This window comes from Burkholderia sp. 3C (assembly GCF_054589155.1).
On record NZ_BAAILN010000087.1, the window covers coordinates 69,460 to 91,628 of the forward strand.

The window sequence follows — 22,169 nt, forward strand, 5'->3', positions numbered from 1 at the left end:
CCGGCCGATCGGCCGATTCGAGAAAATTCACCGAGGTTTTCAACCGATATCGAGTGAAATTTCGCTCAAGCTTTGTGCATTCGGGGTTGTTGCAACGCACCAATGAAAAAGGCGGAAGCGCCTGCGCGCTCCCGCCTTCTCGTCTTTCCGCGTCCTTCTGCGTGCTGCCGTCTGCTGCGATCCCGGCGCTTACTTCCGGTCGACGATGATCTGGTCGAACGTGCCGCCGTCGGCGAAGTGGGTCTTCTGCACGTTGTCCCAACTGCCGAAGATCTGCTCGACGCTGAACGTCTTGAGCGTCTTGAACTCGGCCGCGTGCTGCTTGAGCACGGCCGCGTCGCGCGGGCGCAGGTGATGTTTCGCGATGATCTCCTGCCCGGCCGGCGAGTACAGGTAATCGAGGTAGGCCTGCGCGACCTTGCGCGTGCCCTTCTTGTCCACCACCTTGTCGACGATCGCCACCGGCGGCTCGGCCAGGATGCTGGCCGACGGGTAGACGGCGTCGAACTGCTCGCCGTTCGCGCCCGCATCCATCAGCGCCACTTCGTTCTCGAACGTGACGAGCACGTCGCCGATATCGCGCTGCGTGAAGGTGGTGGTCGCGCCGCGGCCGCCCGAATCGAGCACCGGCACGTTGCGGAAGATCGCCTTCTCGAAATCGACGGCCTGCGCGTCGCTCGCGCCCTTGAGCTTCTGGTAGCCCCAGGCGGCCAGGTACGCATAGCGGCCGTTGCCCGAGGTCTTCGGGTTGGCGATCACGACCTGCACGCCGGGCTTGGCCAGGTCGCTCCAGTCGTGGATCTGCTTCGGGTTGCCGTGACGCACCAGGAACACCATGGTGGTCGAATACGGCGAGCTGCTGTCGGGCAGGCGCTTGCGCCAGTCCTTCGGCAGCAACTGGCCGCGATCGGCCAGCAGGTCGATGTCGTTCGGCTGGTTCATGGTCACCACGTCGGCCTGCAGGCCTTGCAGCACCGACAGCGCCTGCGCGCTCGACGCGCCGTGCGACTGGCGGATCGAGACCGTCTCGCCGGTCTTCTGCTTCCATGCCGCGATGAAGCCCGCGTCGATGTCCTTGTACAGCTCGCGCGTCACGTCGTACGACACGTTCAGCAACGCGGTGTCCGCGTGCGCGGCCGGTGCGGCCGTGACCAGCATCGCCGCCGCCCCCGCGATCAGCCAGCGGCCGATCCCTTGCGTCTGATTCATCGAGTCCTATCCCCTGTGTGGTCTGTCAGCCATTGGTAAGCGGCGATTGTAGCCAGCCCGGCGCGTGCGCCCTAAGACTCCTTCGTGCTTAGGTCACAACCAAAAGTCATTTGGCGGCTTGGGCGTGGAGAGCCGATGGCATGGTTCGCGCTGGTCAACGCGCGAAGGCCGATGCTAAGATTGCGGCTCGTTTCTTCACGGTTCACGTTCATGTCGTCGTTCGCGATGCCTTCGTTCCCGCGCCCTGCCACCCTCGCCCGCTCGTTCGATGCGGCCGCGGCCGTGCTTGCGCGCGCAACCGTGTTGAAACTGAAAAAACGACTTCTCGACTGACGGGGAGTCGCGTCCCGTCAGGCGAAAGCCGGACGGGAACGCTCTCGGGCCTCAAGGCCCGCCTCATACCCCGGTCCGGCGCCCGCCGGCGGAACGTTTCCTTCACCACGTTCCCACCGAGGTTTGCATGTCCATCGATTTTTCCGGCATCTGGCTGCCGATCGTCACACCGTTCACGTCGCGCGAAGGCGAGGCTATCGATCACGCGTCGCTCGCGCGTCTCGCGCGGCATTACGTCGAGGCCGGCATCGCCGGCTTCGTGGCCTGCGCCACCACCGGCGAGGGTGCGCTGCTCGACGACGCCGAACAGGCCGCCGTATTCGCGATGCTGCGCGCCGCCGCGCCGGGCGTGCCGATCGTGCTGGGCCTGTCGCACAGCGCGACGCGGGGTGCCGTCGCGCGCGCCCGCGAACTGGCCTCGCTGGCGCCCGACGGCCTGCTCGTCACGCCGCCCACCTACGTGCGGCCGACGCAGGACGGCATCCGCCGTCACTTCGAGGCCGTCGTGCAGGCCGCCGATCTGCCGATGCTCGTCTACAACATTCCGTATCGCACCGGCGTGAACATCGAACTCGACACGCTGAAGGCGCTGGCCGAGGATGCGCGCATCGCGGGCATCAAGGAATGCGGCGGCTCGATCGACCGGATGATGCGGCTCGTCCATGAGACACCGCTGCGCGTGTTCTCCGGCGACGACAACCAGAACTTCGCGGCGCTCTGCGTGGGCGCGCACGGAGCGATCGTAAGCGCTGCGCATCTGTTCCCCGAGTGGCACGTCCGGGCTTACCGATGCGTGCATCAGGGCGACTGGGCCGGCGCGCGGCGGATCGCGGTGGCGTTGCAGCCGCTGGTGCGGGTGCTGTTCGAGGAACCGAACCCGGCGCCGGTGAAGGCGGCGCTGGCGGCGCACGCGCGCTGCGCGGACGGCTTGCGCTTGCCGTTCGTGCCGGCCAGTGATGGGCTGCGTGCGCGGATGCGGGGGGTGATCGGGGCGGTGGAGGCGGGATTGAGGGGGGTGTGAGGGGTGAGGTGGCGGGTGGTGATCGGGCGGTGGCGAGCGCTGCCAGTTGAGGGCGGCCTCTGCCAGTTGAGGGCCGCGCGTTGCCGATCGCTGCCCGACGATGGCGGCCTCTGCCGGTTGAGGGTCGCGCGTTGCCAATCGCCGCCGACGGTGGCGGGCGCCGTCGGTTGAGGGTCGCGCGTTGCCAGCCACACGCCGAGCGCCGGCGATGTCGGCAGGCCCGGCGCGCCGATCATCCATGCACCCGCCCCGCTCAAGCCACCAGCGAATCCTCGGCAACCTCCGCCGAATCCGCCGCGCGGCTCACCGCCTGCCGGACGATCCGCATCAGTTGCTCGGCGGTCGGCGTGCGCGATTCGGCGCGCCGCAGCAGCACCAGCGGCAACGGCGGCAAATCCGGCAAGCCATGTGCGGCGGCATCGAGCGGCCGCACCGTTGCGGGCAGCCCGTAACGCGTGCGCACCGTCACGCCCAGCCCAGCCGCGGCCGCCGCCCACAAGCCGGCCAGGCTCGGGCTCGTGAAGGCGATCCGCCAGCGCAAACCGGCGCGATCGAGCGCCGCGGAACCGGCCGCGAAGAACGCGCACGGCCGGTCGAACGCGACCAGCGGCAACGGCTCGCCGTTCTCGCGCCACGCCTCGGCGGCGGCCCGCGCGGCGGGCGAGGCCGCGCCCGCCCAGCACATCGGCGCCATCGCGATCAGTTCGGCCTCGATGCCCTCGCGCGCCGCCACCGAGGTGGCCGCGGGGTCGCCCCAGACCAGCGCGAGATCGAGCTGCCGCGCGTCGAGCCGTTCCAGCAGTTCGGTATTGCGCGCCACGCGCGCCTCGATGCGCACCAGCGGATGCGCGCGCGCAAAACGCCCGAGCACGTCGGGCAGCAGGCTCTCGCCGAAATCCTCCTGCATGCCGATCCGCACCCAGCCGTCGAGCGTCGCGCCGCGCACCGCCGAGGCGGCCTCGTCGTTCAGCTCGATCAGCCGACGCGCATAACGCAGCATCGCTTCGCCGGCGTCGGTCAGCGCCAGCCCGCGCCCCGCCTTGCGGAACAGCGGCGCGCCGGCCTGCGCCTCGAGCTTGCGAACCTGCGCGCTGACCGCCGACGACGAACGCGCCACCTGATCGGCCGCCTTCGCGAAGCTGCCGAGATCGATGCCGGCAACCAGACTGCGCAGCGCGGCGATGTCGAAGTTCGTATGCGACATGGCAATCATCCTGATTTATCGAACGATTCAAACAAAACTTTCTGATTTTCAGCATGAATCTACGAGGCGACACTGACGGCGTCAACCACTCCCGGACCCGCACCATGCGCCTCTCCTCTTTCTCGACGCCTGCCCGAGCCCCGCTCGCGCGACCCGCGCACGCCGAACGCGGCGAGGCGCATCGCTGGCGCGTGCTGGCCGTCGGCGTGCTGGCGAACGTCGCGTTCTCTGCGGCGGCGGCCGGCATTCCGACTACCGCGATCTCGCTGCGCAGCGCATATCGGCTCGACAACGGCGCGCTCGGCATCGTGATCGGTGCGCTCGGGTTGGGCGTGGCGGTGTTCGAGGTGCCCTGGGGGCTGGCCGCCGACCGCTGGGGCGACCGTCGCGTGCTGCTCATCGGGTTGGCCGCGATGGCGGCCATGCTGGCGGCGATGGCGGCCGGCATGGTGCCGCGCGGCGGCTGGACGCCGCCGCTCGCGTGGCTGGTTGCCGCCATGGCGTTGACCGGCCTGACGGGCGGCAGCGTCAATGGCGCGAGCGGCCGGGCCGTGATGCGCTGGTTCCGCGACAACGAACGCGGCCTCGCGATGAGCATCCGGCAGACCGCCGTGCCGTTCGGCGGTGGCCTCGGCGCGGCGCTGCTGCCGCCGCTGGCCGCGCACGCGGGCTTCGCGGCCGTGTTCGGTGTGCTGGGCGGGTTCGTGGCGCTGGCGGCGCTGCTGACGTGGCGCTGGCTGCATGAGCCGCCTGGGGATGAGGTGACGCCGGTTGCCGGGTCTGCTGGGTCTGCTGGGTCTGCTGGGTCTGCTGGGTCTGCTGGGTCTGCTGGGTCTGCCGGGTCTGCTGGGAATGCTGGAACCACGGGGGCCACCGAGACCACCAGAACCACTGGAGCCGTCAATGCCGCTAGTGCCTCCGCCACTCAATCCCTGCGCGATCCAACGCTGCGGCGTCTCGTACTCGGCATCGGGCTGCTCTGCGCGCCGCAGTTCGCCATCCTCAGCTTCGCGACGGTGTTCCTGCACGATTTCGCCGGCTTCAGCACGGCGCGCATCGGCATCGCGATGGTGACGATCCAGCTTGGCGCCATGGTGTCGCGCGTCTGGAGCGGACGCGCGACCGACCGGCGCGGCAACCGGCGCGCGTTCGTGCGCGGCACGGTCGGGCTGGCGCTCGCTCTGTTCGCGGCGCTCGTCGCGGCCACGTTCGCCGCCAGCGGAGCGCGTTCGGCGCTGACCATCGATCTCGCCGCGCTGCTGTTGGTGGCGGCCGGCATCGCGGTTTCCGCCTGGCACGGCGTGGCCTATGCCGAACTGGCGACGATGGCCGGCGCGCAGCGCGCGGGAACCGCGCTTGGCATGGCCAATACGGTCGTCTATGCCGGCTATTTCCTGACGCCGCTGGCCATCCCCGCCTTGCTGGCATGGGGCGGCTGGCAACTCGTCTGGTTGGCCGCCGCCGCGGTCGTGCTGCTCGCGCTGCCGTGTTTCCCTCGCGCGGCGGCCCGCTGAGGTGACGAGGATCGGGCGGCGGGACGCTTCATACGCGCTTCACACGCCCGTCGCACCGGCGGGCGATACTGTGCGCCCCGCCCGCGCCGCTGCCCGCGCGCCGGCGAACCCGCCAAGGAGGTAATCGATGTTCCGACCGGCTGCCGCGTCCGTCCTGTTGATCGCGCTGGGGCTTGCGGCCTGCAGCGACGATTCGCATCACGGCTCCTCGACGTCGTCCGATGCGGCGGCGAACCTGCCCGCCAGCGGCGACGGCAACGCCAGCGCGTTCAACGGCGATGCGTCGGCGGCATCAAGCGCCGCGCCCACGCCGGCCTCGGGCCAGCCGCCGCTCGCGCCGCCGGTGGTGCATTACCCGCCGAGCGACGACGCGGCATCGGGCGCCATGCCACCCGCACCGCCGCCGCCGGGCGGCCCGGGCGGCCCGGGCGACCCCGGCACGCCGGCCCCGCCGCCGGGAAATGCACCGAGCGCGGACGGAAATGGCAACGCGAGCCCGCCGTCGAACATTCCGCCGAGCCAGTTGCCGGTGCCGAATTCGGGATCGAGGCCGTTAAGGGGGTGAGTCGGCAGGTGCTGACTGAATCGGCGGCGCACCGCCGGCACCGGTTCAACGCTCGGCATCCAGCGCGGCGAAATGCTCGCGCAGCAACAGTTCCTGCTGCGCAAAACCTTCCGGCTTCTTCGCTCTGAGCTTCTCGAGGTTGTGCAGCTTCCATCGAATCGCCGGCAATTCGCACAAGTGCTCGCAGGGCATCAAGGACCAATCAGGCTCGGCTCGCGCCAACGACAGCAGGAATTCACGCTGACGCTCTGTCAGCGCAGCCGGCAATTCGCGATGCAGTCGTGCCTGCGTGGCTTCGAGCGCATCGAGGCCGACAGGTTCGACGGTCATCCCGACGAAATCGGCCTCGTAGACGCGCGCCATCGGGCGTCGGCCGGCAAACAACACTTCGTGCATGGGCCGGTTGTGCCCGGCAAGGTACGCGACGAACGCATCGACGATATCGTCACGCAAGCCGAACCCCTCGTACATCCGCATCACGTCGAACAGATCTCGCGGATGCTGGCGATCGAGCGCCGCAACGAGCTTGCTTCCGTACAGTTCGGACTCATGAAGCGTCGGCACCGTGACGCGCGTGGCAAACAAGGCTTCCGCAGCAGGCACGAGGGGCCGCATGACGGGTTCGAGCAAGGTGCCTCGAAACACGTAATTGACTTCCACCTTGACAGACACATCGCCGGAAATCACGGTGAGCTTGACGTCCTCGCCCTTGGCTTTTCCCGATGCGCTCGAGGTTCTCGTCGCATGCCCCTCGGCCTCGATCTGCGCACTCGCGCGCCCCAGCTCTTCGGCAATTGCACCGATCGCCTCCTCGCGTGACAAGCTCCGGTCGGTCACGACGACATCGATGTCGACCGACAGGCGCGGCATGTCCTGCACGAACAGATTGAGCGCCGTGCCGCCTTTCATCGCGAAACGCGGCGTATCGAAGATGATCGGCGCGATGCCGAGCATCAACCGGACCGTGCTTGCGTAGATCTCGTCCATCATGGTTTGAGTGTCAGCCGCTCCCCGTTTGGTGTTCTGTTCGACCATCGTTTGCCCGGCCCCAGACGATCGACATGTTTTTGCAAACCGTCGGCCCAGGAAAAACCGGCTTCGAGCCCCAGGTCGCGCACCAGGCGCACCACTTTCACCCGGGTGCAGTGGCTCAGGAACTCGTCCAGCACATCGCGACGGAGATTGCGCAGGCCGACCATCAGATTGCGCGCCTCCTCCAGCGACTGGCCCTTGCCGACATCGCTGGCAAGCTCCAGCACCGCGCGCTCCGGCACCGAAACCAGCACGCCCGGATCGCGGGCCGGAAGCGGCTGCAAGCCCGTCTCATAAGGTTGACGCTCGTCGAACAACGCGGTCGTCTGGTACGAATAGGGCTGATGCTCGGCCACCCAGGCGGGAAAGCGATACGGCTTCTGCCCCCACAAGACGACCGTCTCGCGAAACGCCAGGTTATGACGCACGCCTTGCCATGCAAGCGCCGTCTTGCCGCCCACATGAAGGCCCGGTATGCGCCGGCTCAAGTAAGCGATCGTGCCATCCCCTGCGGGCTTGTCGCCGGTCAGCAGGTAGGCGCCCTGCGACAGGCGCTGCAGCCAACCGGCTTTGACCATATGTGACGCCAGCGCGGCGCTGACGCCCCATGCCCGAAGCATCTCGGAATCGATCGGGAAGCCTCGCGGGCTTTCCTGCATCAGCCGTTGGACGGAATTGTTGCTCATTGAAGCGCTCGTTGCGTTATCTGATTGCAGTATATATGGCAATCATTTGATAATTTGCAATTTTTTAACGCATCGACGCAGCACCGGTTTCATTCACAGCCCCATAGGGCCGACGTTATTTTTTTGCAGAAAATGGCCGATACATTTGATTATCTGCAATCAAACAACGCAACCCCCAAAGCAAAACGGGCGGCCCGCAGGCCACCCGTCCCCAATCCAATCCCCGTCCCCCGCCTCAAACCGCAAACGCGAAATTCCGCTCCCCCGCCGCTCTGAACACATCGCCCCGCGCCTCTTCACGCGCCTCGCGAAACCGCAGCGGCGCGGCGCAATGCACGAGCGTATCGATGAAATACTTGGCGCGCGGCCACGGCCCGAAGCCGGCCGCGGTATTGATATGCCCGGCATCGCCGAGATTGACGAACGCGCTGCCGAACTGGCGCGCCAGCTCGCGCGCGTCGCCAAGCGTCATCCATGGGTCGGTCTCGCTGCCGATCAGGATCGACGGCACCGGCAGGCGTCGTGCCTCGAACGCACCGGCAAACGCGAATTTCTGCGGGCTGGCAGGCGCGACGAACAGCACGCCGGCCACTACCGAGGGGTCGAGCGCGAGATCGCCGCGCAACAGCGCATGCGCCGTCGCGAGACAGCCGAAGCTATGGGCGGCCAGCACGACCGGGCCGCGTTCGCGCGCAAGCGTGTCGCGCACCGCGCCGGCCCAGCGCCCCAGATGCGGCGCCTCCCAGTCGTCCTGCTCCACGCGCAGCGAGCGCGCGAACTGCCGTTCGAGCCAGCTTTGCCAATGCGCTCCCTCGCTGCCGTGCAGGCCGGGCACGGTCACCACACGCGGCGGCCACGTCGATTTGCTGCAGATGGACATCGCTTCCCCCTCGCTTGCGGGCGAACCCGTTTCCGATCGTTTGACGCACCGATTGTCGGCCGCGCCTCGCGGGCGGCGAACCAATTTTTCCTGCTTTGCAATTTCGACGCTGCGGCGTCGGATCACCCGACGCCGTAAAATGGCCGTTTCCCGCGCGACGGGGCCAGATGCCGGCTTCGCGCCCCCCCTTGCGCAACCCGCCAGCACCCAAGCACTCATGCAGATCCTGTTCCACGACACCCAAGATTCGTTCGCCGACTGGCGCGCCGGCATCGAAGCCGCGCTGCCCGGCGCGACGCTGCGCGCCTGGCACCCGGGCGACGCCGCCCCCGCCGACTACGCGATGGTCTGGCGCCCGCCCGCCGAATTGCTCGCGCCGCGCGCGGGCCTGAAGGCGATCTTCAATCTCGGCGCCGGCGTGGACGCGCTGCTCGACTTCGAACGCGAACAACCGGGCACGCTGCCGGCCGGCGTGCCGCTCGTGCGGCTCGAAGATACCGGCATGGGCCAGCAGATGATCGAGTACGTCGCCTACGGCGTGCTGCGCTATCTGCGCCGTTTCGACGACTACGCCGCGCTCCAGCGCGAGCACCGCTGGCAGCCGCTCGATGCGCACCCGCGCGAGCGGTTCGTGGTGGGCGTGCTCGGGCTCGGCGTGCTCGGCGCGCAGGTCGCGCGCGCCCTGGCCGGGCTCGGCCTGACCGTGCGCGGCTTCAGCCGCAGCGCGAAATCGCTGGACGGCGTGACCACCTTCCACGGCAGCCCGCGCCCCGGCGACGCCGGCTTCGACGCGTTCTCGCAAGGCCTCAAGGTGCTCGTCAACCTGCTGCCGAGCACGCCCGACACGCACGGCGCGCTGCATGCCGGCGTGTTCGCGCAACTCGCGCCCGGCGCGTTCGTGATCAACGTCGCGCGCGGCGCGCATCTGGTCGAGCCGGACCTGCTCGACGCGCTCGCCTCGGGCCAGCTCGAAGGCGCGCTGCTCGACGTGCTGCACACCGAACCGCTGCCGGCCGAGCATCCGTTCTGGGCGCATCCGCGCATCACCATCACGCCGCACGTCTCGGCCGAAACCGAACGCGACGGCGCGGTCGCGCAGATCGCCGCGAAGATCCGCGCGTTCGAGCGCGGCGACGCCGTCACCGGCATCATCGATCTCGCGCGCGGCTACTAGCCGCCGCACCCGCCGGGCCGCGCGGCGCGATCCGCCGCCGGCCCGCCAATCGCACCCGGCGCACGTACCGCGTGCGCCACCGAACGATGGAGACAAGCATGACCACCCCCACAGCCGTGAAGATCGTCGAGGTCGGGCCGCGCGACGGTCTGCAGAACGAAAAGACCTTCGTGCCCACCGACGTGAAGATCGCGCTGGTCGATCGGCTCTCGCATGCGGGCTTCCGCAACGTCGAAGCCGCGTCGTTCGTGTCGCCGAAATGGGTGCCGCAGATGGCCGACGGCGCCGAGCTGATGGCCGGCATCGCGCGCCGCCCCGGCACGCTCTATTCCGCGCTGACGCCGAACCTCAAGGGCCTGGAGAACGCGCTGGCCGCGCGCGCCGACGAGGTCGTGATCTTCGGCGCGGCGAGCGAGGCGTTCTCGCAGAAGAACATCAACTGCAGCATCGCCGAGAGCATCGCGCGCTTCGAGCCGGTCGCGCGGGCCGCGAAAGAGGCCGGCGTGCGGCTGCGCGGCAGCGTGTCGTGCGCGCTCGGCTGCCCGTATCAGGGCGAGGTGCCGGTGGCCGCCGTGATCGACGTGGTCGAGCGCTTCGCCGCGCTCGGCTGCGACGAGATCGACATCGCCGACACCATCGGCGTGGGCACCGCCGCGCAGACGCGCGCGGTGCTGGCCGCCGTCGCCCGGGTGTTCCCGCGCGAGCGGCTGTCGGGCCACTTCCACGACACCTACGGGCAGGCGCTCGGCAACATTTACGCCGCGCTGCTCGAAGGCATCGAGATCTTCCACGCCTCCGTCGCCGGCCTGGGCGGCTGCCCGTATGCGAAGGGCGCCACCGGCAACGTCGCGACCGAGGACGTGCTGTACCTGATGCAGGGCCTCGGCATCGAGACCGGCATCGACCTGATGGAAGTCGTCGAGGCCGGCGACTTCATTTCGCGCGCGCTCGGCCGCGCCAACGCCTCGCGCGCCGGCCGCGCGCTGCTCGCCAAGCGCGGCGACGCGCAAGCGGCCAGCGCCTGATCGCCTCCCCGCCCTTTCACTCTTCATAACGACCGACTCATGCCGACTCCGACCCCAGCCGACCAGCTTCCCGAATCCGCGCGCCGCGTCGCGCAACTGTTGATCGAGCGCGGCCACGCGAAGGGCGTGGTGGTGCTCGACGAAACCGGCCGCACCTCGGCCGAAGCCGCGGCCGGGCTCGGCTGCGACGTCGCGCAGATCGCCAAATCGATCCTGTTCCGGCGCAAGTCCGACGGCGCGCCGGTGCTGGTGGTGGCGAGCGGCGCGAACCGCGTGGACGAGAAGAAGGTGGCCGAGCGCGTCGGCGAGATCGGCCGCGCCGATGCGAAGTTCGTGCGCGAGAACACCGGCTATGCGATCGGCGGCGTCTGCCCGATCGGCCATCTGGTCAAGCCGGTGATGCTGATCGACGCGGACCTGTTCGCCTACAATGCGCTGTGGGCCGCGGCCGGGCATCCGCACGCGGTGTTCACGCTGTCGCCGCAGGAGCTGGCCGACCTGACCGGCGCGCCGGTGGTGGACGTGGCGCTGCGCGAGCCGGCGTGAGCCGCGACGGCGCCGAGGTGGCCGGGGTGGCGTCCCCCTGCGTGGGCGTGTGCCAGGTCGATGCGAAAGCGAACTGGTGCACCGGCTGCCGGCGCACGCTAGACGAAATCGCGGCCTGGCGGGATCTGGATGCGGACGGGAAGCGGGAGGTGTTGAGGCGGGTGGAGGGGCGGTGGTTCGATGAGCGGTGAGCCGCGCGCGCCGAACAAAAAAAAGCCGTTCAACCAAGAATTGTTGAACGGCGCTCAGAGTCGAATCCCGTTGACGTGATCAACGATGAGCCCATCATACGAGCACCGATTTTGCGTCGGCATCGGGAGTTTCCCTACAGATCGAAATCCACGCGCCGCACTGTGCTGCGCGCCCGTTTCCGCTAGATCGCTGCGGGCATACCGCGCCTCGCATCATTGGCGCCGATGAGCGAAACGGTGCACGGAAAACTTGCTCGCGCTTCGGGGATCATGTGCGGCGCAAACGCATTTGCCGGGAAGCGAACCGCGTCGGCGGCGGGGACATGCCTGCACGCTGTTTGAGTTGAATCACCCAAGCGGTTTCTTTCAAACGTCATCGTTTGGATTTGGGGTAATTTAGCCAACCCCAATCAACCTCGACCAATAAAACATGGCAATCCCGGCATACATGTGGCTAAAGGATGATGGCGGCGCGAAAATCGCCGGCTCGGTCACGGTTCAGGATCGCGAAGGAAGCATCGAAGTCATTGGATTCGGTCACGGAATCAACCTTCCAGTGGACAACAAGACCGGCGATATCACGGGTTGTCGCACTCATGCCCCGATGCATATCGAAAAGGAATTCGACGCATCCAGTCCTTACCTGTACAAAGCCGTCTCCAGAGGCCAGACACTGCAATCCGCCGAGCTCAAGTGGTACCGGATCAACGATGCAGGCCAGGAAGAGGTGTACTTCATCATGCTCATGGAGGGCGTGAAGGTCACCGGCATCAATCCAGGAATGGCAAACACCAAACTCGACGACATGTTCCGACTCAACCACGTCGAATCGGTGTCTTTGCTGTATGACCGTATCACTTGGCACGATACCGACGGCAACATCAAGTTCACGGATAGCTGGAGCGATTGGTCCTGATCATGGCGCTACAAGGCAAATTCGTTGTCGGCAAGGCGCCGCTTGAGCCGCTTACCCTGTTTGGCGTGGGGACGTTCATGGCTTTCTCGGGCAACAGCATTTACCGCAACCGTGGCGGCTGCACAGCCGTCCTCAACAATGGCCCTATTCCTGCTGGAAAGTATTGGATCGTCGATCGTCCGACCGGAGGCATTCGCTCACGCACCGAAGCGTGGCTTAAAGATACGACCAACGCTCTGATTGGAAAACCATCGCATCGCGACGAGTGGTTCGCGCTTTATCGAGACGACGGCCTCATCGACGATTGGACATGGGTGGATGGGGTAAGGCGCGGGCAATTCCGGCTGCATCCGGCAGGGGGGCGAGGTGCATCGCTCGGATGCGTCACCTTGCCAAGTTACGCCGATTTCTCGCGAATACGGCAAGCACTTCTGCACACCAGCACGCTACCTGCCGGCAACTCCGGGATAAACGCTTACGGTTGGATAGAGGTGATCGCCAATGGCCGTTCTTGTCCGTAGGTTTCTCCAGGCAACGTTGCTGTGCGGCCTGTTTTTCATATCCGTCAGGTACATTTACGGCGCTCTGCTTTTTTATCCGCCGTGGCACGACAGCTATTCGTTTTTCATTGCCGAATCACTTGGATTTCGGGATATCGAGCTATTTGATTCCGTCCTGGCACTCATGGCCGGCGTGATCATGACAATAGTCGAATATCTATTGATACGATCGATATGGAGACGCCGTCGCTGCCCGTGGAAAAACTCGGAGATCAGCAACCACTGAAATGCCATCGATCCCGGCAGCGTCAACCGCCGCCCTCCCCCGCCTCGAAGAACGCCAGAATCTCCTCCAGCAACACCCCCGGCGCTTCCTCCGGAATGTAATGCCCGCATTCGAGCGCGCGGCCGCTCACGTCGCGCGCCACGGCGCGCCATTCCTCGAGCGGATCGAAGCAGCGCGCCACCGTGCCCTCGGCGCCCCACAGCACGCGCAACGGGCAGGCCACGCGCGTGCCGCGTTCGAGATCGGCGCGGTCGTGGTCGAGATCGATGGTGGCCGACGCGCGGTAGTCCTCGCACATCGCATGCACCGCGCCCGGCTGTTTCAGCGCCTGCCGGTAGGCATCGAGCGCGGCCGGCGCGAACGGCGCGAGGCCGGCCGAACGGCTGCCCATCACGCGCTCGACGTACGCGTCGGGGTTGCCCTCGATCAGCGTCTCGGGCAGCGGCGGCGGCTGGATCAGGAAGAACCAGTGGAAATAGGCGGTGGCGAACGCACGATCGGTCTTTTCGTACATGGCGAGCGTCGGCGCGATATCGAGCAGCATCGCGCGCTCAACCACCTCGGGATGATCGAGCGCCATGCGGTGCGCGACGCGCGCGCCGCGATCGTGCGCGCACACGCAGAAGCGCTCGTAGCCGAAGTGGCGCATCACGGCGACCTGGTCGGCCGCCATCGCGCGCTTCGAATACGTGAGGTGCGCGGCGTCGCCCTTCGGCTTGGACGACGCGCCGTAACCGCGCAAATCCGTGGCGATCACGGTGAAGCGGCGCGCCAGCACGGCCGCGACGCGATGCCAGATCATGTGGGTCTGCGGATGGCCGTGCAGCAACAGCAAGGGCGGCCCGGAGCCGCCCTTGACGCCGAAAATGTCGACGTCACCCACCGTCACATTGAACGATGCAAACTCGTCAAACGGCATGGCGATCACCTCGACGATCGGATTGTTGTAGCCGCCATTGTAGGAGCCGGGTGCGGCGCGAACAGGCGGCAGCCCACGCAAACCGTAGAACCCGAACACTCATTCGATACGAACGTTCGATGCATCGCTCTACAATCGCACGACCGTTCGTATTAATATGCGACGACCGGCGCGCACGGGTGCGTGCATCGTCCTGCACACCGTGCCCGACACGCGCCGCGCCGCCTCGCTACACTCATGCAGCCGCCCGCGAAACACGCAGGCGCAAGACGATCCAGGAGACTCCCACCATGGCCCTGCCCGCCGTCCTCCAGCGCCTGTCGCTGCCCGTCATCGCCTCGCCGATGTTCATCGTCAGTTATCCCGAACTGGTGCTCGCGCAGTGCAAGGCCGGCATCGTCGGTTCGTTCCCGGCGCTCAACGCGCGCCCGGCCGAATTGCTCGACGCATGGCTCACGCAGATCGAGGACGGCCTGGCCGCGCATCGCGAGGCGCATCCGGAAGCGGTGATCGGCCCGATCGCGGTCAACCAGATCGTCCATCAGTCGAACGTGCGGCTCGAACACGACGTGCGCGTCTGCGTCGATCACAAGGTGCCGATCTTCATCACGAGCCTGCGCGCGCCGTCGCCCGAGATCGTGCAGGCGGTGCACAGCTACGGCGGCATCGTGCTGCACGACGTGATCAACCTGCGCCACGCCGAGAAAGCGCTCGAAGCGGGCGTGGACGGCCTGATCCTGGTGGCGGCCGGCGCGGGCGGCCATGCGGGCACCACCTCGCCGTTCGCGCTGGTGGGCGAGGTGCGCAAGCGCTTCGACGGCCCGATCGTGCTGTCGGGTTCGATCGCCAACGGCGGCGCGATCCTGGCCGCTCAGGCGATGGGCGCCGACCTCGCCTACATGGGCACGCGCTTCATCGCCACGCAGGAAGCGCACGCGGTGGAAGGCTACAAGCGCGCGATCGTCGACGCGAAATCGGCCGACATCGTCTACACCAACCTGTTCACCGGCGTGCACGGCAACTACATCCGCGAAAGCATCGTCAACGCCGGGCTGGACCCGGACGCGCTGCCCGAAGCCGACAAGTCGAAGATGAATTTCGGCAGCGACAAGGCGAAGGCCTGGAAGGACATCTGGGGCGCGGGCCAGGGCGTCGGCCTGATGGACGACGTACCGAGCGTCGGCGACCTGGTCGCGCGGCTCGCGCGTGAATACGACGACGCAAAGGCGCGGCTCGGGATTCGCATCTGAACCGGCGCTCGGCGCTTCGGCTCGCGCGATGCGATAAAAAAAACCGGCTGCGAGGCCGGTTTTTTCATTCACCACTGCGTGCGGAACAACCGCGCGCGTTTCAACTCACCGCGACGCGCTTCAAACGCGGCGCGGCGGCCTCCGCCAGATAGGCATCGACGGTCGGGCACAGCGACTGCCCCGAGAACCGGTCGGCCAGGAAATCGACGAACGAACGCACCTTCGCCGACACATGCCGGCGGCTCGCGTACACCGCGTAGATCGGCAGCTCGCGCGGCGGCATCACGTCGAGCAGCAGCGGCACGAGGCGGCCGGCTTCGATGTCGTCGCCGATCACCTCGGTGCCGAGCATCGCGATGCCGCTGCCGTCGAGCACCGCCACGCGCAGCGCTTCGAGGTGATTGATGATCAGGTTGCCCGACAGCGTCACGCGCGAGGCCGCGGCCGATTCGAACGCGAGCGAATCGATCGAGGTCGGGCCGCTGTCGCGACGCAGATAGTTGTGGTGTTCGAGATCGGCCAGCGTGGCCGGCGTGCCGTGTTCTTCCAGATAGGCCGGCGAGGCCACCAGCAGGATGTGCGCGGTGGCGATCTGGCGCGCGACCAGCGACGACGACTTCAAGCCGAACGGCGCGGCACGTACGGCCACGTCGTAGCCTTCGTCGATCAGTTCGACGACGCGATCCGACAGCGTGATCTCGACGGTCACATCGGCGTAGCGCGCCGCGTAGCCGGTCACGGCCTGCATCACATGGCGCAGGCCGAACGCCGACAGCGTGGTCACGCGCAAGCGGCCCTGCGGCACGATGCTCGCCGCGCCGACCGCCTGGCCGGCCTCGTCGAGTTCGGTCAGCGCTTGCACGAGGCGCTCGTAGTACTCGCGCCCGGCTTCGGTGGGCGCGACGCGACGGGTGGTTCGATGCAGCAGCCGCGAGCCGAGCTGCTGCTCAAGATGCATCACGTGCTTGCTCGCCATCGCAGCGGACATTTGCATCCGCTCCGCCGCGCCGACGAAGCTGCCCACTTCGACGACGTAGCGAAACACATTCATGCTGACGAGGGTATCCATACCAAAGCTCGCGATCCAGTTGACTTCAATAGGCTCAATTGGAAGCGACTGTAGCAAAGGCTGGCAAGGCAAAAGGTCAACAAACGCAAAACGCCGCGTAATTCCCCAGTTTCGCTACAGAACTGCTCGGCAACGGCAAAAAATGCCGAGCGGGTGTTGCGTGCCGTACACGCATCGGCGTTCAGAAGCGCACGCGCATGCCGCCGCCGAACGTGTAGCCGGTCGATTGATTCGACAGGTGATCGTACATGTAGGCCGCGTAGAGATCGGTGCGCTTCGACAGCGGATAGTCGTAGGCGAGCGCCCAGGTCTGATGCGTCTGGTCGAGGCCGCCCGCGTCGCGCGAATACGCGTACGACGCCAGCGCACTGCCCGCGCCGACCGGCACCGACACACCGCCCTGCGCGGTGTTCACGTGCCAGCTTCCGGTCTGCATGTCGTTCTTCGTATACATGTACTGCCCGTACAGCTTCACGAACCTGAGGTCGTAGCTGACGCCGAGCTGCGTGACGCTCTGGCTCTTCATGCCGGCCACCAGCGAGCCGAGGTCGGTCGGGCTGTTGTTGAAGTTGACGTACTGATACACGGCCGTCGCGGCGAACGCGCCGCGGTAATACTGCATCTGGCCACTCCATTTCTTCGCGCCGTTGCTGCCCGCCTGGTTGCCGAGCGCGTACATCGCGCTCGCGCTGAAGCCGTTGAAATCGGGCGACGTGTACGACACCGCGTTGTTCCAGCCCGAATCGCCCACCACGCCCTGATCGGTCGTGTAGGTGGGGAACGTGCCCAGGCCGAGGAACACGTGATAGACGATCGGCGAGAACTCGTACGAATCGATCAGCGGGTTGAACAGGATCGTCGAGATGAACAACTGCGTGGTCAAGCGCCCGGCGCGCACGGTGCCGTACGGCGTTTCGAGGCCGACGTAGGAATTGCGGCCGAAGAACGTATCGCCGTCGAAGCGGCCGTACTTGCCGTTTTGCGGGCGAAAAAAATCCTCGAACGTGAACAGTGCCCGGTAGCCGCCGCCCAGATCCTCGGTGCCGCGCAGGCCCCAGTACGAAGTCGACATGCCGCCGCCCTGCACGCCCCATGCGCGTTCGTTACCGGGGAATTTCTGCGCGCCGACCCACGCGTCGACCTGCCCATACAGTTGCACGCTCGATTGTGCCCGTGCGGGCGCGGCAACCGAAAAGCAGGCCGCGAACGCGGCGCAAGCGACAGCACCGGACGCAGTCCGGCGAGCGAAAGACTTCATGAGATCTCCGAATCAATTCGTTGGGAACCGGTGCGCGTATCGTTGTTTGGGCTGCATGCGCACGGTGAAGCACGGCCATCTTCATGGACCGATAAGCCGGTCAAAAATGGGCGGACTTATGTTCGGTATAGCGGGGTCGCGATTGCCGCGGGCGCGGGTGCAGGTGCCGGCCCACCGACGAGGTGCGAAAGATGACGCAAGCAGCGAAGCGCGCGAAGCGCCGCGAACGAAAGACGGCGCGACGGTGGCGCCTACGCGTCAGCAGGCGTGCAAAAGCCCGCCGACAAGGGCGTTATCAGGAAGGAACTGGGGGGAGAGAAAACAGACAGCGCGACACGGCCGGAGAGCCCGGCCGGCCGCATCAATTGTTGCGGTAGAACGACGAGAAGAACGTGTTGCGCGCGCCGCCGCCTTCCTGCTCGCGCGGTTGCGGCGCCGGACGGCCGCCGCGCTCCTCGTTGTAGCGCGCGACGTCGGCGCGGATCGACCCGCTGCGCATCGGCGCGTAGTTGGAACCGGGGCGCTGCATCGATTCGGCGTTGGCGCTGATCGGGCGATACGGATTGACGGGCGCATACCGCCCCTGCTGGCCCGACTCGCGGCCGTAGACGTGCGCCTGACCGTGCCCGTATTCGTGCCCGTCGCGCTGGCCGTACGACGGCGCCGTCACCGGCCGCAGCCCCCAGCGGGGCCCGCCGCTGCTCACGCCCATGCGCGGCTGTGCGTACGGAGCACCCGCCCCGCCGTGCGCGAACTCGCGATGCGCACCGCCGCCACCGCCCGGGCCACCGTGCGGATGGGCGAACGCAAGCGAGGCGCACAGCGCTGCTGCCGCGCCCGCCATCCATCGCCCGATATTCCGTTTTGCCCGATCCACGTTCGTCATCCCTTGTGCGCTCACTGACCGCGTATTGCTGGTTCCCTATTTAGGACATGAGCTTTCAGCAGTAATTTATGGGCATGCCGTTTTTGTGTCGAGCCGAAAAATGTTAGGCCGGCGGCACCGATGTAACACCGTGTTACCCCGGCCTTTTTCGAGATTTTTCGTAAGTTTTTCAAGGATCTTCAAGGCCGCCACGATAGGGTTTTCCTGAAAGGTTTTTGCGTAAAAAAGGGATGGTGGAATGCGATTTCTTATGATTGTCTTTCATCAATCAATTCTCGAAATGAATTTGCCTATTGAATAGGCAACCGGGACAATACGCGCCGGAGCGCGTCGGCCGACAGACCACGGCGGCGCGCCTCGCACCCGCTCCTCCGTTTCCGTTCTTGAGATGCCGATGGCCCGTCCCCGTTTTCTTCCCGACAATTTCACGCTGGCCCTGGTCGGCACCGTCGTCTTCGCCAGCCTGCTGCCGTGTCGCGGCCAGGTCGCGCACGCCGCCAACTGGGCGACCAACATCGCCATCGGCCTGCTGTTCTTCCTGCACGGCGCGAAGCTGTCGCGCGAGGCGATCGTGGCCGGCGCAACCCACTGGCGGCTTCATATCGTCGTGATGCTGAGTACCTTCGCGCTGTTCCCGCTGCTGGGCCTCGCGCTGCGCCCGCTGCTCTCGCCGCTCGTCACGCCGGCGCTGTACGCGGGCGTGCTGTTCCTCTGCACGCTGCCGTCCACGGTGCAGTCGTCGATCGCGTTCACGTCGATCGCCAAGGGCAACGTGTCGGCCGCCGTGTGCTCGGCGTCGGCGTCGAGCCTGCTCGGCATCTTCATCACGCCGGCGCTGGTCGGCGCGATGCTGACCACCCAGTCGGGCGCGGGCCATTCGGCCTGGAGCACGGTGGGCAGCATCGTCATGCAGTTGCTGGTGCCGTTCGTGGCGGGCCAGTTGCTGCGCCCGGTGATCGGCAACTGGATCGAGCGCAACCGCGGCGTGCTGAAGTTCGTCGATCAGGGCTCGATCCTGCTGGTGGTGTACGTGGCGTTCAGCGAGGCCGTCAACGAAGGCCTCTGGCACCAGATCCCGGCGGCGGCGCTCGGCGGCCTGCTGCTGGTGTGCGTGGCGCTGCTCGCGATCGCCCTGGGCATCACGGCGCTGGTCAGCAAGCGGCTCGGCTTCAATCGCGCCGACTGCATCACGATCATCTTCTGCGGCTCGAAGAAGAGCCTCGCGTCGGGCATCCCGATGGCGAAGGTGATCTTCGCCGCACATGCGGTCGGCGCGATCGTGCTGCCGCTCATGCTGTTCCACCAGATCCAGTTGATGGTGTGCGCGGCGCTCGCGCAACGCTGGGGCGCGCGCGACACCAGCCTCGACGACGCGGGCCACGCCGGCCGGCATTGATCGCACCCCGAAATTTGCCACACGCCTTCTATTACCCATAGTCATTTAATAACTAAAAATAAAATGACTATGGGTGCATCGGGCCTTTGCGCGAGCCGGTGCGAAGGCCCGGCCTCGTACCCGACGCGAACGGGCCGGCACGCCGGAGCCGTCATAAAAAATTCACTGCTCCGGGGCCGGTGGCGATTGTTAAATTGTGTGTCTCGACGCCCGCCTGCCCTCGTCTGCCCGTCCCCCTCATGCCTCCGCCCCTCTCCGTTGTCGCCGAACCGGCGCGCGTCGCCGACCTGCTTGCCGCCAGCGCGCTGAGTGCGCAATTCCAGCCGATCGTCGCGATTTCCGGCGGCGCCATCATCGGCTACGAAGGGCTGGTGCGCGGGCCGGCCGGCTCGCCGCTCGAAATGCCGGCCGCGCTGTTCGCGCAGGCCGCGCGCGAGGGCTGCTCGCTCGAACTCGAACTGGCCGCGGCCACCGCCTGCGTGAACGGCTTCGCCGCCACCGGCCGGGACGGCCAGTTGTTCGTCAATTTCAGCGCGCATGCGATCGTGCAGCTCGCACGGCATCGCGAGCGCGTGCTGTCGGCCATGCCGGCCAACCGCATCGTCATCGAACTGACCGAGCAGCATCCGGCCAGCGACCTGCCCGGCCTGCCGGCGGCGCTCGCCGAATTGCGCGGCTCGGGCGTGTCGTTCGCGCTGGACGATTACGGCACCGCCAACGCCAGCATGAGCGCCTGGGTGCGGCTGCGGCCCGACATCGTCAAGATCGACCGCTTCTTCATCGACGGCATCGCCAGCGACCCGCGCAAGTTCGAGGCGGTCAAGGCGATGCAGCATTTTTCGGCGGCCACCGGCGGGCTGCTGATCGCCGAAGGCATCGAATGCGCGGCGGACCTGATCGTGGTGCGCGATCTCGGCATCGATTACGGCCAGGGCTTCTTCCTCGGCCGCCCGGCCTACGTACCGGCCGAGCACACCGCCGAGGCCGCCCGCGACGCGCTGCACGCCTCGCACATCGCGGTGTTCCCGGGCGTGGCGCGCACCACCGCCGGCACGCGGCCGGATGCGACCGTCACCGACAAGATGCGCGTGATCGCACCCGCGCTGCCGAGCCACGCGACCAACAACCAGGTGCTCGAACTGTTCCAGCGCCGGCCCGATCTGCATGCGGTGGCGGTGGTCGAGAACGAGCGGCCGATCGCGCTGATCAACCGCCGCGGCTTCATGGATCGCTACGCGCTGCCGTATCACCGCGAGGTGTTCGGCAAGCGGCCGTGCCTGCAGTTGGCGAACGACACGCCGCTGATCGTCGACAACGCCACCACGGTCGAGCAACTGACGACGCTGCTGGCCAACCACGACCAGCGCTACCTGACCGAAGGCTTCATCATCACCGACCACGGCCGCTACGCCGGCCTCGGCACCGGCGAGAGCCTGGTGCGCGCGGTGACCGAAGTGCGCGTCGAGGCGGCACGCTACGCGAACCCGCTGACGTTCCTGCCCGGCAACATCCCGATCAGCTCGCACATCGCGCGGCTGGTGGGCAAGGATGCGGCGTTCCACGCCTGCTACGTCGATCTGAACCAGTTCAAGCCGTTCAACGATCAATACGGCTACTGGCAGGGCGACGAGGTGCTGAAATTCGCCGCCGCCGTGCTGGCGGACGTGTGCGACCCGACCCGCGACTTCCTCGGCCACGTGGGCGGCGACGATTTCCTGGTGCTGTTCCAGAGCGACGACTGGCAGGCGCGCGCGCAACGCGCGATCGACCGCTTCGACGAGGGCGCGCAGCGCTTCTACGCCCATGCCGACCGGCTCGCGGGCGGCATCCACGGCGAGGACCGGCGCGGCAATCCGGCGTTCTTCGATTTCGTGACGATGGCGATCGGCTGCGTGCGCGTGCCCGGCACGCGCCGCTACCGCAGCGACGAGATCGCCTCGGTGGCCGCGCTGGCCAAGCGCCGCGCCAAGCATCATCCGGGGCACCTCTACGAGATCGACGTGGACGAAGGCCGCGCCTGGCTGCGCGCGCACGGCGAGCAGCCGAAGGCCGTGCCGTCCGGGCCGCCGCCAGCCGAACCGCTCGACGACTGAGCCGTACTGCCGGCCGAACTATTCGGCGCCTGAGCCACACTGTCGGCGAACGACTCGACGCCTGCGCCGCTCCGTCGGCTGAATCGCTCGACGCCTCAGCCGCTCCGTCGGCTGAATCGCTCGACGCCTCAGCCGCTTTGCCGGCCGAACCGCTCGACACCTGCGCCGCACCGCCGGCCGACGCGTCGCTTTCCGCTCCGCACCGCGCGGATTTCG

The 22,169-nt window shown here is 67.1% G+C and carries 22 protein-coding genes; 13 read left to right on the forward strand and 9 right to left on the reverse strand.

Features of this window, described 5'->3' with window-relative positions; translation table 11 throughout:
• Positions 1-189 precede the first annotated feature (189 nt).
• Positions 190-1,209, reverse strand: coding sequence for a sulfate ABC transporter substrate-binding protein (locus ACYP33_RS15500; RefSeq protein ID WP_414450885.1), 1,020 nt, complete (start codon positions 1,207-1,209; stop codon positions 190-192).
• Positions 1,210-1,344: 135 nt separating this feature from the next.
• Between ACYP33_RS15500 and ACYP33_RS15505 the strand changes: the two genes are divergently transcribed.
• Together ACYP33_RS15505 and dapA are read left to right on the forward strand one after the other, a co-directional pair.
• Complete coding sequence (locus tag ACYP33_RS15505) at positions 1,345-1,542, forward strand: hypothetical protein (protein ID WP_459622723.1); 198 nt, start codon at positions 1,345-1,347, stop codon at positions 1,540-1,542.
• A 127-nt stretch (positions 1,543-1,669) separates the two neighbouring features.
• The gene (gene dapA, locus ACYP33_RS15510) at positions 1,670-2,563 is read left to right on the forward strand and encodes a 4-hydroxy-tetrahydrodipicolinate synthase (protein WP_459622724.1); all 894 of its coding nucleotides are present in this window, start codon (positions 1,670-1,672) and stop codon (positions 2,561-2,563) included.
• A 253-nt stretch (positions 2,564-2,816) separates the two neighbouring features.
• On the opposite strand, the gene ACYP33_RS15515 is transcribed toward dapA, so the two are convergent.
• On the reverse strand, positions 2,817-3,776 hold the full coding sequence (locus ACYP33_RS15515; protein WP_459622725.1) for a LysR substrate-binding domain-containing protein: 960 nt from the start codon (positions 3,774-3,776) through the stop codon (positions 2,817-2,819).
• A gap of 95 nt (positions 3,777-3,871) precedes the next feature.
• On the opposite strand from ACYP33_RS15515, the gene ACYP33_RS15520 reads away from it, so the two are divergent.
• Positions 3,872-5,281, forward strand: coding sequence for an MFS transporter (locus tag ACYP33_RS15520; RefSeq protein WP_459622726.1), 1,410 nt, complete (start codon positions 3,872-3,874; stop codon positions 5,279-5,281).
• Positions 5,282-5,408: 127 nt separating this feature from the next.
• Entirely contained in the window at positions 5,409-5,846 is a 438-nt protein-coding gene (locus ACYP33_RS15525; RefSeq protein WP_459622727.1) for a hypothetical protein, read from the forward strand.
• 45 nt (positions 5,847-5,891) lie between these two features.
• On the opposite strand, the gene ACYP33_RS15530 is transcribed toward ACYP33_RS15525, so the two are convergent.
• The 3 genes from ACYP33_RS15530 to ACYP33_RS15540 form a co-directional block, all read right to left on the reverse strand.
• The gene (locus ACYP33_RS15530; protein ID WP_459622749.1) at positions 5,892-6,833 is read right to left on the reverse strand and encodes a nucleotidyl transferase AbiEii/AbiGii toxin family protein; all 942 of its coding nucleotides are present in this window, start codon (positions 6,831-6,833) and stop codon (positions 5,892-5,894) included.
• The gene (locus ACYP33_RS15535; protein WP_459622728.1) at positions 6,833-7,564 is read right to left on the reverse strand and encodes a type IV toxin-antitoxin system AbiEi family antitoxin domain-containing protein; all 732 of its coding nucleotides are present in this window, start codon (positions 7,562-7,564) and stop codon (positions 6,833-6,835) included. The genes ACYP33_RS15530 and ACYP33_RS15535 overlap by 1 nt, the downstream gene beginning before the upstream one ends.
• Positions 7,565-7,799: 235 nt before the next feature.
• The gene (locus ACYP33_RS15540) at positions 7,800-8,444 is read right to left on the reverse strand and encodes an RBBP9/YdeN family alpha/beta hydrolase (RefSeq protein WP_459622750.1); all 645 of its coding nucleotides are present in this window, start codon (positions 8,442-8,444) and stop codon (positions 7,800-7,802) included.
• Positions 8,445-8,661: 217 nt separating this feature from the next.
• Here ACYP33_RS15540 and ACYP33_RS15545 point away from each other — a divergent pair, with 217 nt between their 5' ends.
• The 6 genes from ACYP33_RS15545 to ACYP33_RS15570 all read left to right on the forward strand — a co-directional run bounded on the left by ACYP33_RS15545 (position 8,662) and on the right by ACYP33_RS15570 (position 12,817).
• Complete coding sequence (locus tag ACYP33_RS15545; RefSeq protein ID WP_459622729.1) at positions 8,662-9,618, forward strand: 2-hydroxyacid dehydrogenase; 957 nt, start codon at positions 8,662-8,664, stop codon at positions 9,616-9,618.
• Positions 9,619-9,716: 98 nt separating this feature from the next.
• Positions 9,717-10,643 carry a hydroxymethylglutaryl-CoA lyase gene (locus ACYP33_RS15550; protein WP_414450877.1) on the forward strand — a complete coding sequence of 309 codons (927 nt, stop codon included), beginning with the start codon at positions 9,717-9,719 and terminating at the stop codon, positions 10,641-10,643.
• 39 nt (positions 10,644-10,682) lie between these two features.
• A complete protein-coding gene (locus ACYP33_RS15555) occupies positions 10,683-11,189 on the forward strand; it encodes a YbaK/EbsC family protein (protein WP_459622730.1) in 507 nt (168 codons plus the stop codon).
• 41 nt (positions 11,190-11,230) lie between these two features.
• The gene (locus tag ACYP33_RS15560; RefSeq protein ID WP_459622751.1) at positions 11,231-11,380 is read left to right on the forward strand and encodes a DUF1289 domain-containing protein; all 150 of its coding nucleotides are present in this window, start codon (positions 11,231-11,233) and stop codon (positions 11,378-11,380) included.
• Between the two features lie 430 nt (positions 11,381-11,810).
• The gene (gene tssD / locus ACYP33_RS15565) at positions 11,811-12,296 is read left to right on the forward strand and encodes a type VI secretion system tube protein TssD (RefSeq protein ID WP_459622731.1); all 486 of its coding nucleotides are present in this window, start codon (positions 11,811-11,813) and stop codon (positions 12,294-12,296) included.
• A gap of 2 nt (positions 12,297-12,298) precedes the next feature.
• Positions 12,299-12,817 carry a DUF2778 domain-containing protein gene (locus ACYP33_RS15570; RefSeq protein WP_459622752.1) on the forward strand — a complete coding sequence of 173 codons (519 nt, stop codon included), beginning with the start codon at positions 12,299-12,301 and terminating at the stop codon, positions 12,815-12,817.
• Between the two features lie 287 nt (positions 12,818-13,104).
• On the opposite strand, the gene ACYP33_RS15575 is transcribed toward ACYP33_RS15570, so the two are convergent.
• Positions 13,105-14,001 (reverse strand): alpha/beta fold hydrolase, encoded by an 897-nt coding sequence (locus ACYP33_RS15575; protein WP_459622732.1) that lies wholly within the window; start codon positions 13,999-14,001, stop codon positions 13,105-13,107.
• Between the two features lie 290 nt (positions 14,002-14,291).
• Here ACYP33_RS15575 and ACYP33_RS15580 point away from each other — a divergent pair, with 290 nt between their 5' ends.
• Positions 14,292-15,251, forward strand: a complete 960-nt coding sequence (locus ACYP33_RS15580; RefSeq protein ID WP_414450872.1) for an NAD(P)H-dependent flavin oxidoreductase — start codon at positions 14,292-14,294, stop codon at positions 15,249-15,251.
• 100 nt (positions 15,252-15,351) lie between these two features.
• Here the strand turns inward: ACYP33_RS15580 and ACYP33_RS15585 are convergent, their stop codons facing one another.
• From ACYP33_RS15585 to ACYP33_RS15595, 3 genes are all read right to left on the reverse strand, one after another.
• On the reverse strand, positions 15,352-16,320 hold the full coding sequence (locus tag ACYP33_RS15585; protein ID WP_414450871.1) for a LysR family transcriptional regulator: 969 nt from the start codon (positions 16,318-16,320) through the stop codon (positions 15,352-15,354).
• A gap of 181 nt (positions 16,321-16,501) precedes the next feature.
• The gene (locus tag ACYP33_RS15590; protein ID WP_459622733.1) at positions 16,502-17,578 is read right to left on the reverse strand and encodes a porin; all 1,077 of its coding nucleotides are present in this window, start codon (positions 17,576-17,578) and stop codon (positions 16,502-16,504) included.
• 361 nt (positions 17,579-17,939) lie between these two features.
• Positions 17,940-18,464 carry a peptide-binding protein gene (locus ACYP33_RS15595; protein WP_459622734.1) on the reverse strand — a complete coding sequence of 175 codons (525 nt, stop codon included), beginning with the start codon at positions 18,462-18,464 and terminating at the stop codon, positions 17,940-17,942.
• A 394-nt stretch (positions 18,465-18,858) separates the two neighbouring features.
• On the opposite strand from ACYP33_RS15595, the gene ACYP33_RS15600 reads away from it, so the two are divergent.
• Both ACYP33_RS15600 and ACYP33_RS15605 read left to right on the forward strand, forming a co-directional pair.
• Positions 18,859-19,860, forward strand: a complete 1,002-nt coding sequence (locus tag ACYP33_RS15600; RefSeq protein WP_414450868.1) for a bile acid:sodium symporter family protein — start codon at positions 18,859-18,861, stop codon at positions 19,858-19,860.
• Positions 19,861-20,099: 239 nt separating this feature from the next.
• Positions 20,100-21,953: an EAL domain-containing protein gene (locus tag ACYP33_RS15605; RefSeq protein WP_459622735.1), complete on the forward strand. Its 1,854-nt coding sequence runs from the start codon at positions 20,100-20,102 to the stop codon at positions 21,951-21,953.
• Positions 21,954-22,169: the final 216 nt, after the last annotated feature.

Excerpts from the sequence above, each read along its gene's own strand:
- ACYP33_RS15570 (WP_459622752.1), top strand. The coding sequence starts at position 12,299 with ATGGCGCTACAAGGCAAATTCGTTGTCGGCAAGGCGCCGCTTGAGCCG.
- ACYP33_RS15580 (WP_414450872.1), top strand. The coding sequence starts at position 14,292 with ATGGCCCTGCCCGCCGTCCTCCAGCGCCTGTCGCTGCCCGTCATCGCC.
- ACYP33_RS15530 (WP_459622749.1), bottom strand. The coding sequence starts at position 6,833 with ATGGACGAGATCTACGCAAGCACGGTCCGGTTGATGCTCGGCATCGCG.
- ACYP33_RS15535 (WP_459622728.1), bottom strand. The coding sequence starts at position 7,564 with ATGAGCAACAATTCCGTCCAACGGCTGATGCAGGAAAGCCCGCGAGGC.
- ACYP33_RS15545 (WP_459622729.1), top strand. The coding sequence starts at position 8,662 with ATGCAGATCCTGTTCCACGACACCCAAGATTCGTTCGCCGACTGGCGC.
- ACYP33_RS15515 (WP_459622725.1), bottom strand. The coding sequence starts at position 3,776 with ATGATTGCCATGTCGCATACGAACTTCGACATCGCCGCGCTGCGCAGT.
- ACYP33_RS15500 (WP_414450885.1), bottom strand. The coding sequence starts at position 1,209 with ATGAATCAGACGCAAGGGATCGGCCGCTGGCTGATCGCGGGGGCGGCG.
- ACYP33_RS15600 (WP_414450868.1), top strand. The coding sequence starts at position 18,859 with ATGGCCCGTCCCCGTTTTCTTCCCGACAATTTCACGCTGGCCCTGGTC.
- ACYP33_RS15505 (WP_459622723.1), top strand. The coding sequence starts at position 1,345 with ATGGCATGGTTCGCGCTGGTCAACGCGCGAAGGCCGATGCTAAGATTG.
- ACYP33_RS15595 (WP_459622734.1), bottom strand. The coding sequence starts at position 18,464 with ATGACGAACGTGGATCGGGCAAAACGGAATATCGGGCGATGGATGGCG.
- ACYP33_RS15540 (WP_459622750.1), bottom strand. The coding sequence starts at position 8,444 with ATGTCCATCTGCAGCAAATCGACGTGGCCGCCGCGTGTGGTGACCGTG.
- ACYP33_RS15590 (WP_459622733.1), bottom strand. The coding sequence starts at position 17,578 with ATGAAGTCTTTCGCTCGCCGGACTGCGTCCGGTGCTGTCGCTTGCGCC.
- dapA (WP_459622724.1), top strand. The coding sequence starts at position 1,670 with ATGTCCATCGATTTTTCCGGCATCTGGCTGCCGATCGTCACACCGTTC.
- ACYP33_RS15520 (WP_459622726.1), top strand. The coding sequence starts at position 3,872 with ATGCGCCTCTCCTCTTTCTCGACGCCTGCCCGAGCCCCGCTCGCGCGA.
- ACYP33_RS15525 (WP_459622727.1), top strand. The coding sequence starts at position 5,409 with ATGTTCCGACCGGCTGCCGCGTCCGTCCTGTTGATCGCGCTGGGGCTT.
- tssD (WP_459622731.1), top strand. The coding sequence starts at position 11,811 with ATGGCAATCCCGGCATACATGTGGCTAAAGGATGATGGCGGCGCGAAA.
- ACYP33_RS15555 (WP_459622730.1), top strand. The coding sequence starts at position 10,683 with ATGCCGACTCCGACCCCAGCCGACCAGCTTCCCGAATCCGCGCGCCGC.
- ACYP33_RS15575 (WP_459622732.1), bottom strand. The coding sequence starts at position 14,001 with ATGCCGTTTGACGAGTTTGCATCGTTCAATGTGACGGTGGGTGACGTC.
- ACYP33_RS15605 (WP_459622735.1), top strand. The coding sequence starts at position 20,100 with ATGCCTCCGCCCCTCTCCGTTGTCGCCGAACCGGCGCGCGTCGCCGAC.
- ACYP33_RS15585 (WP_414450871.1), bottom strand. The coding sequence starts at position 16,320 with ATGGATACCCTCGTCAGCATGAATGTGTTTCGCTACGTCGTCGAAGTG.
- ACYP33_RS15550 (WP_414450877.1), top strand. The coding sequence starts at position 9,717 with ATGACCACCCCCACAGCCGTGAAGATCGTCGAGGTCGGGCCGCGCGAC.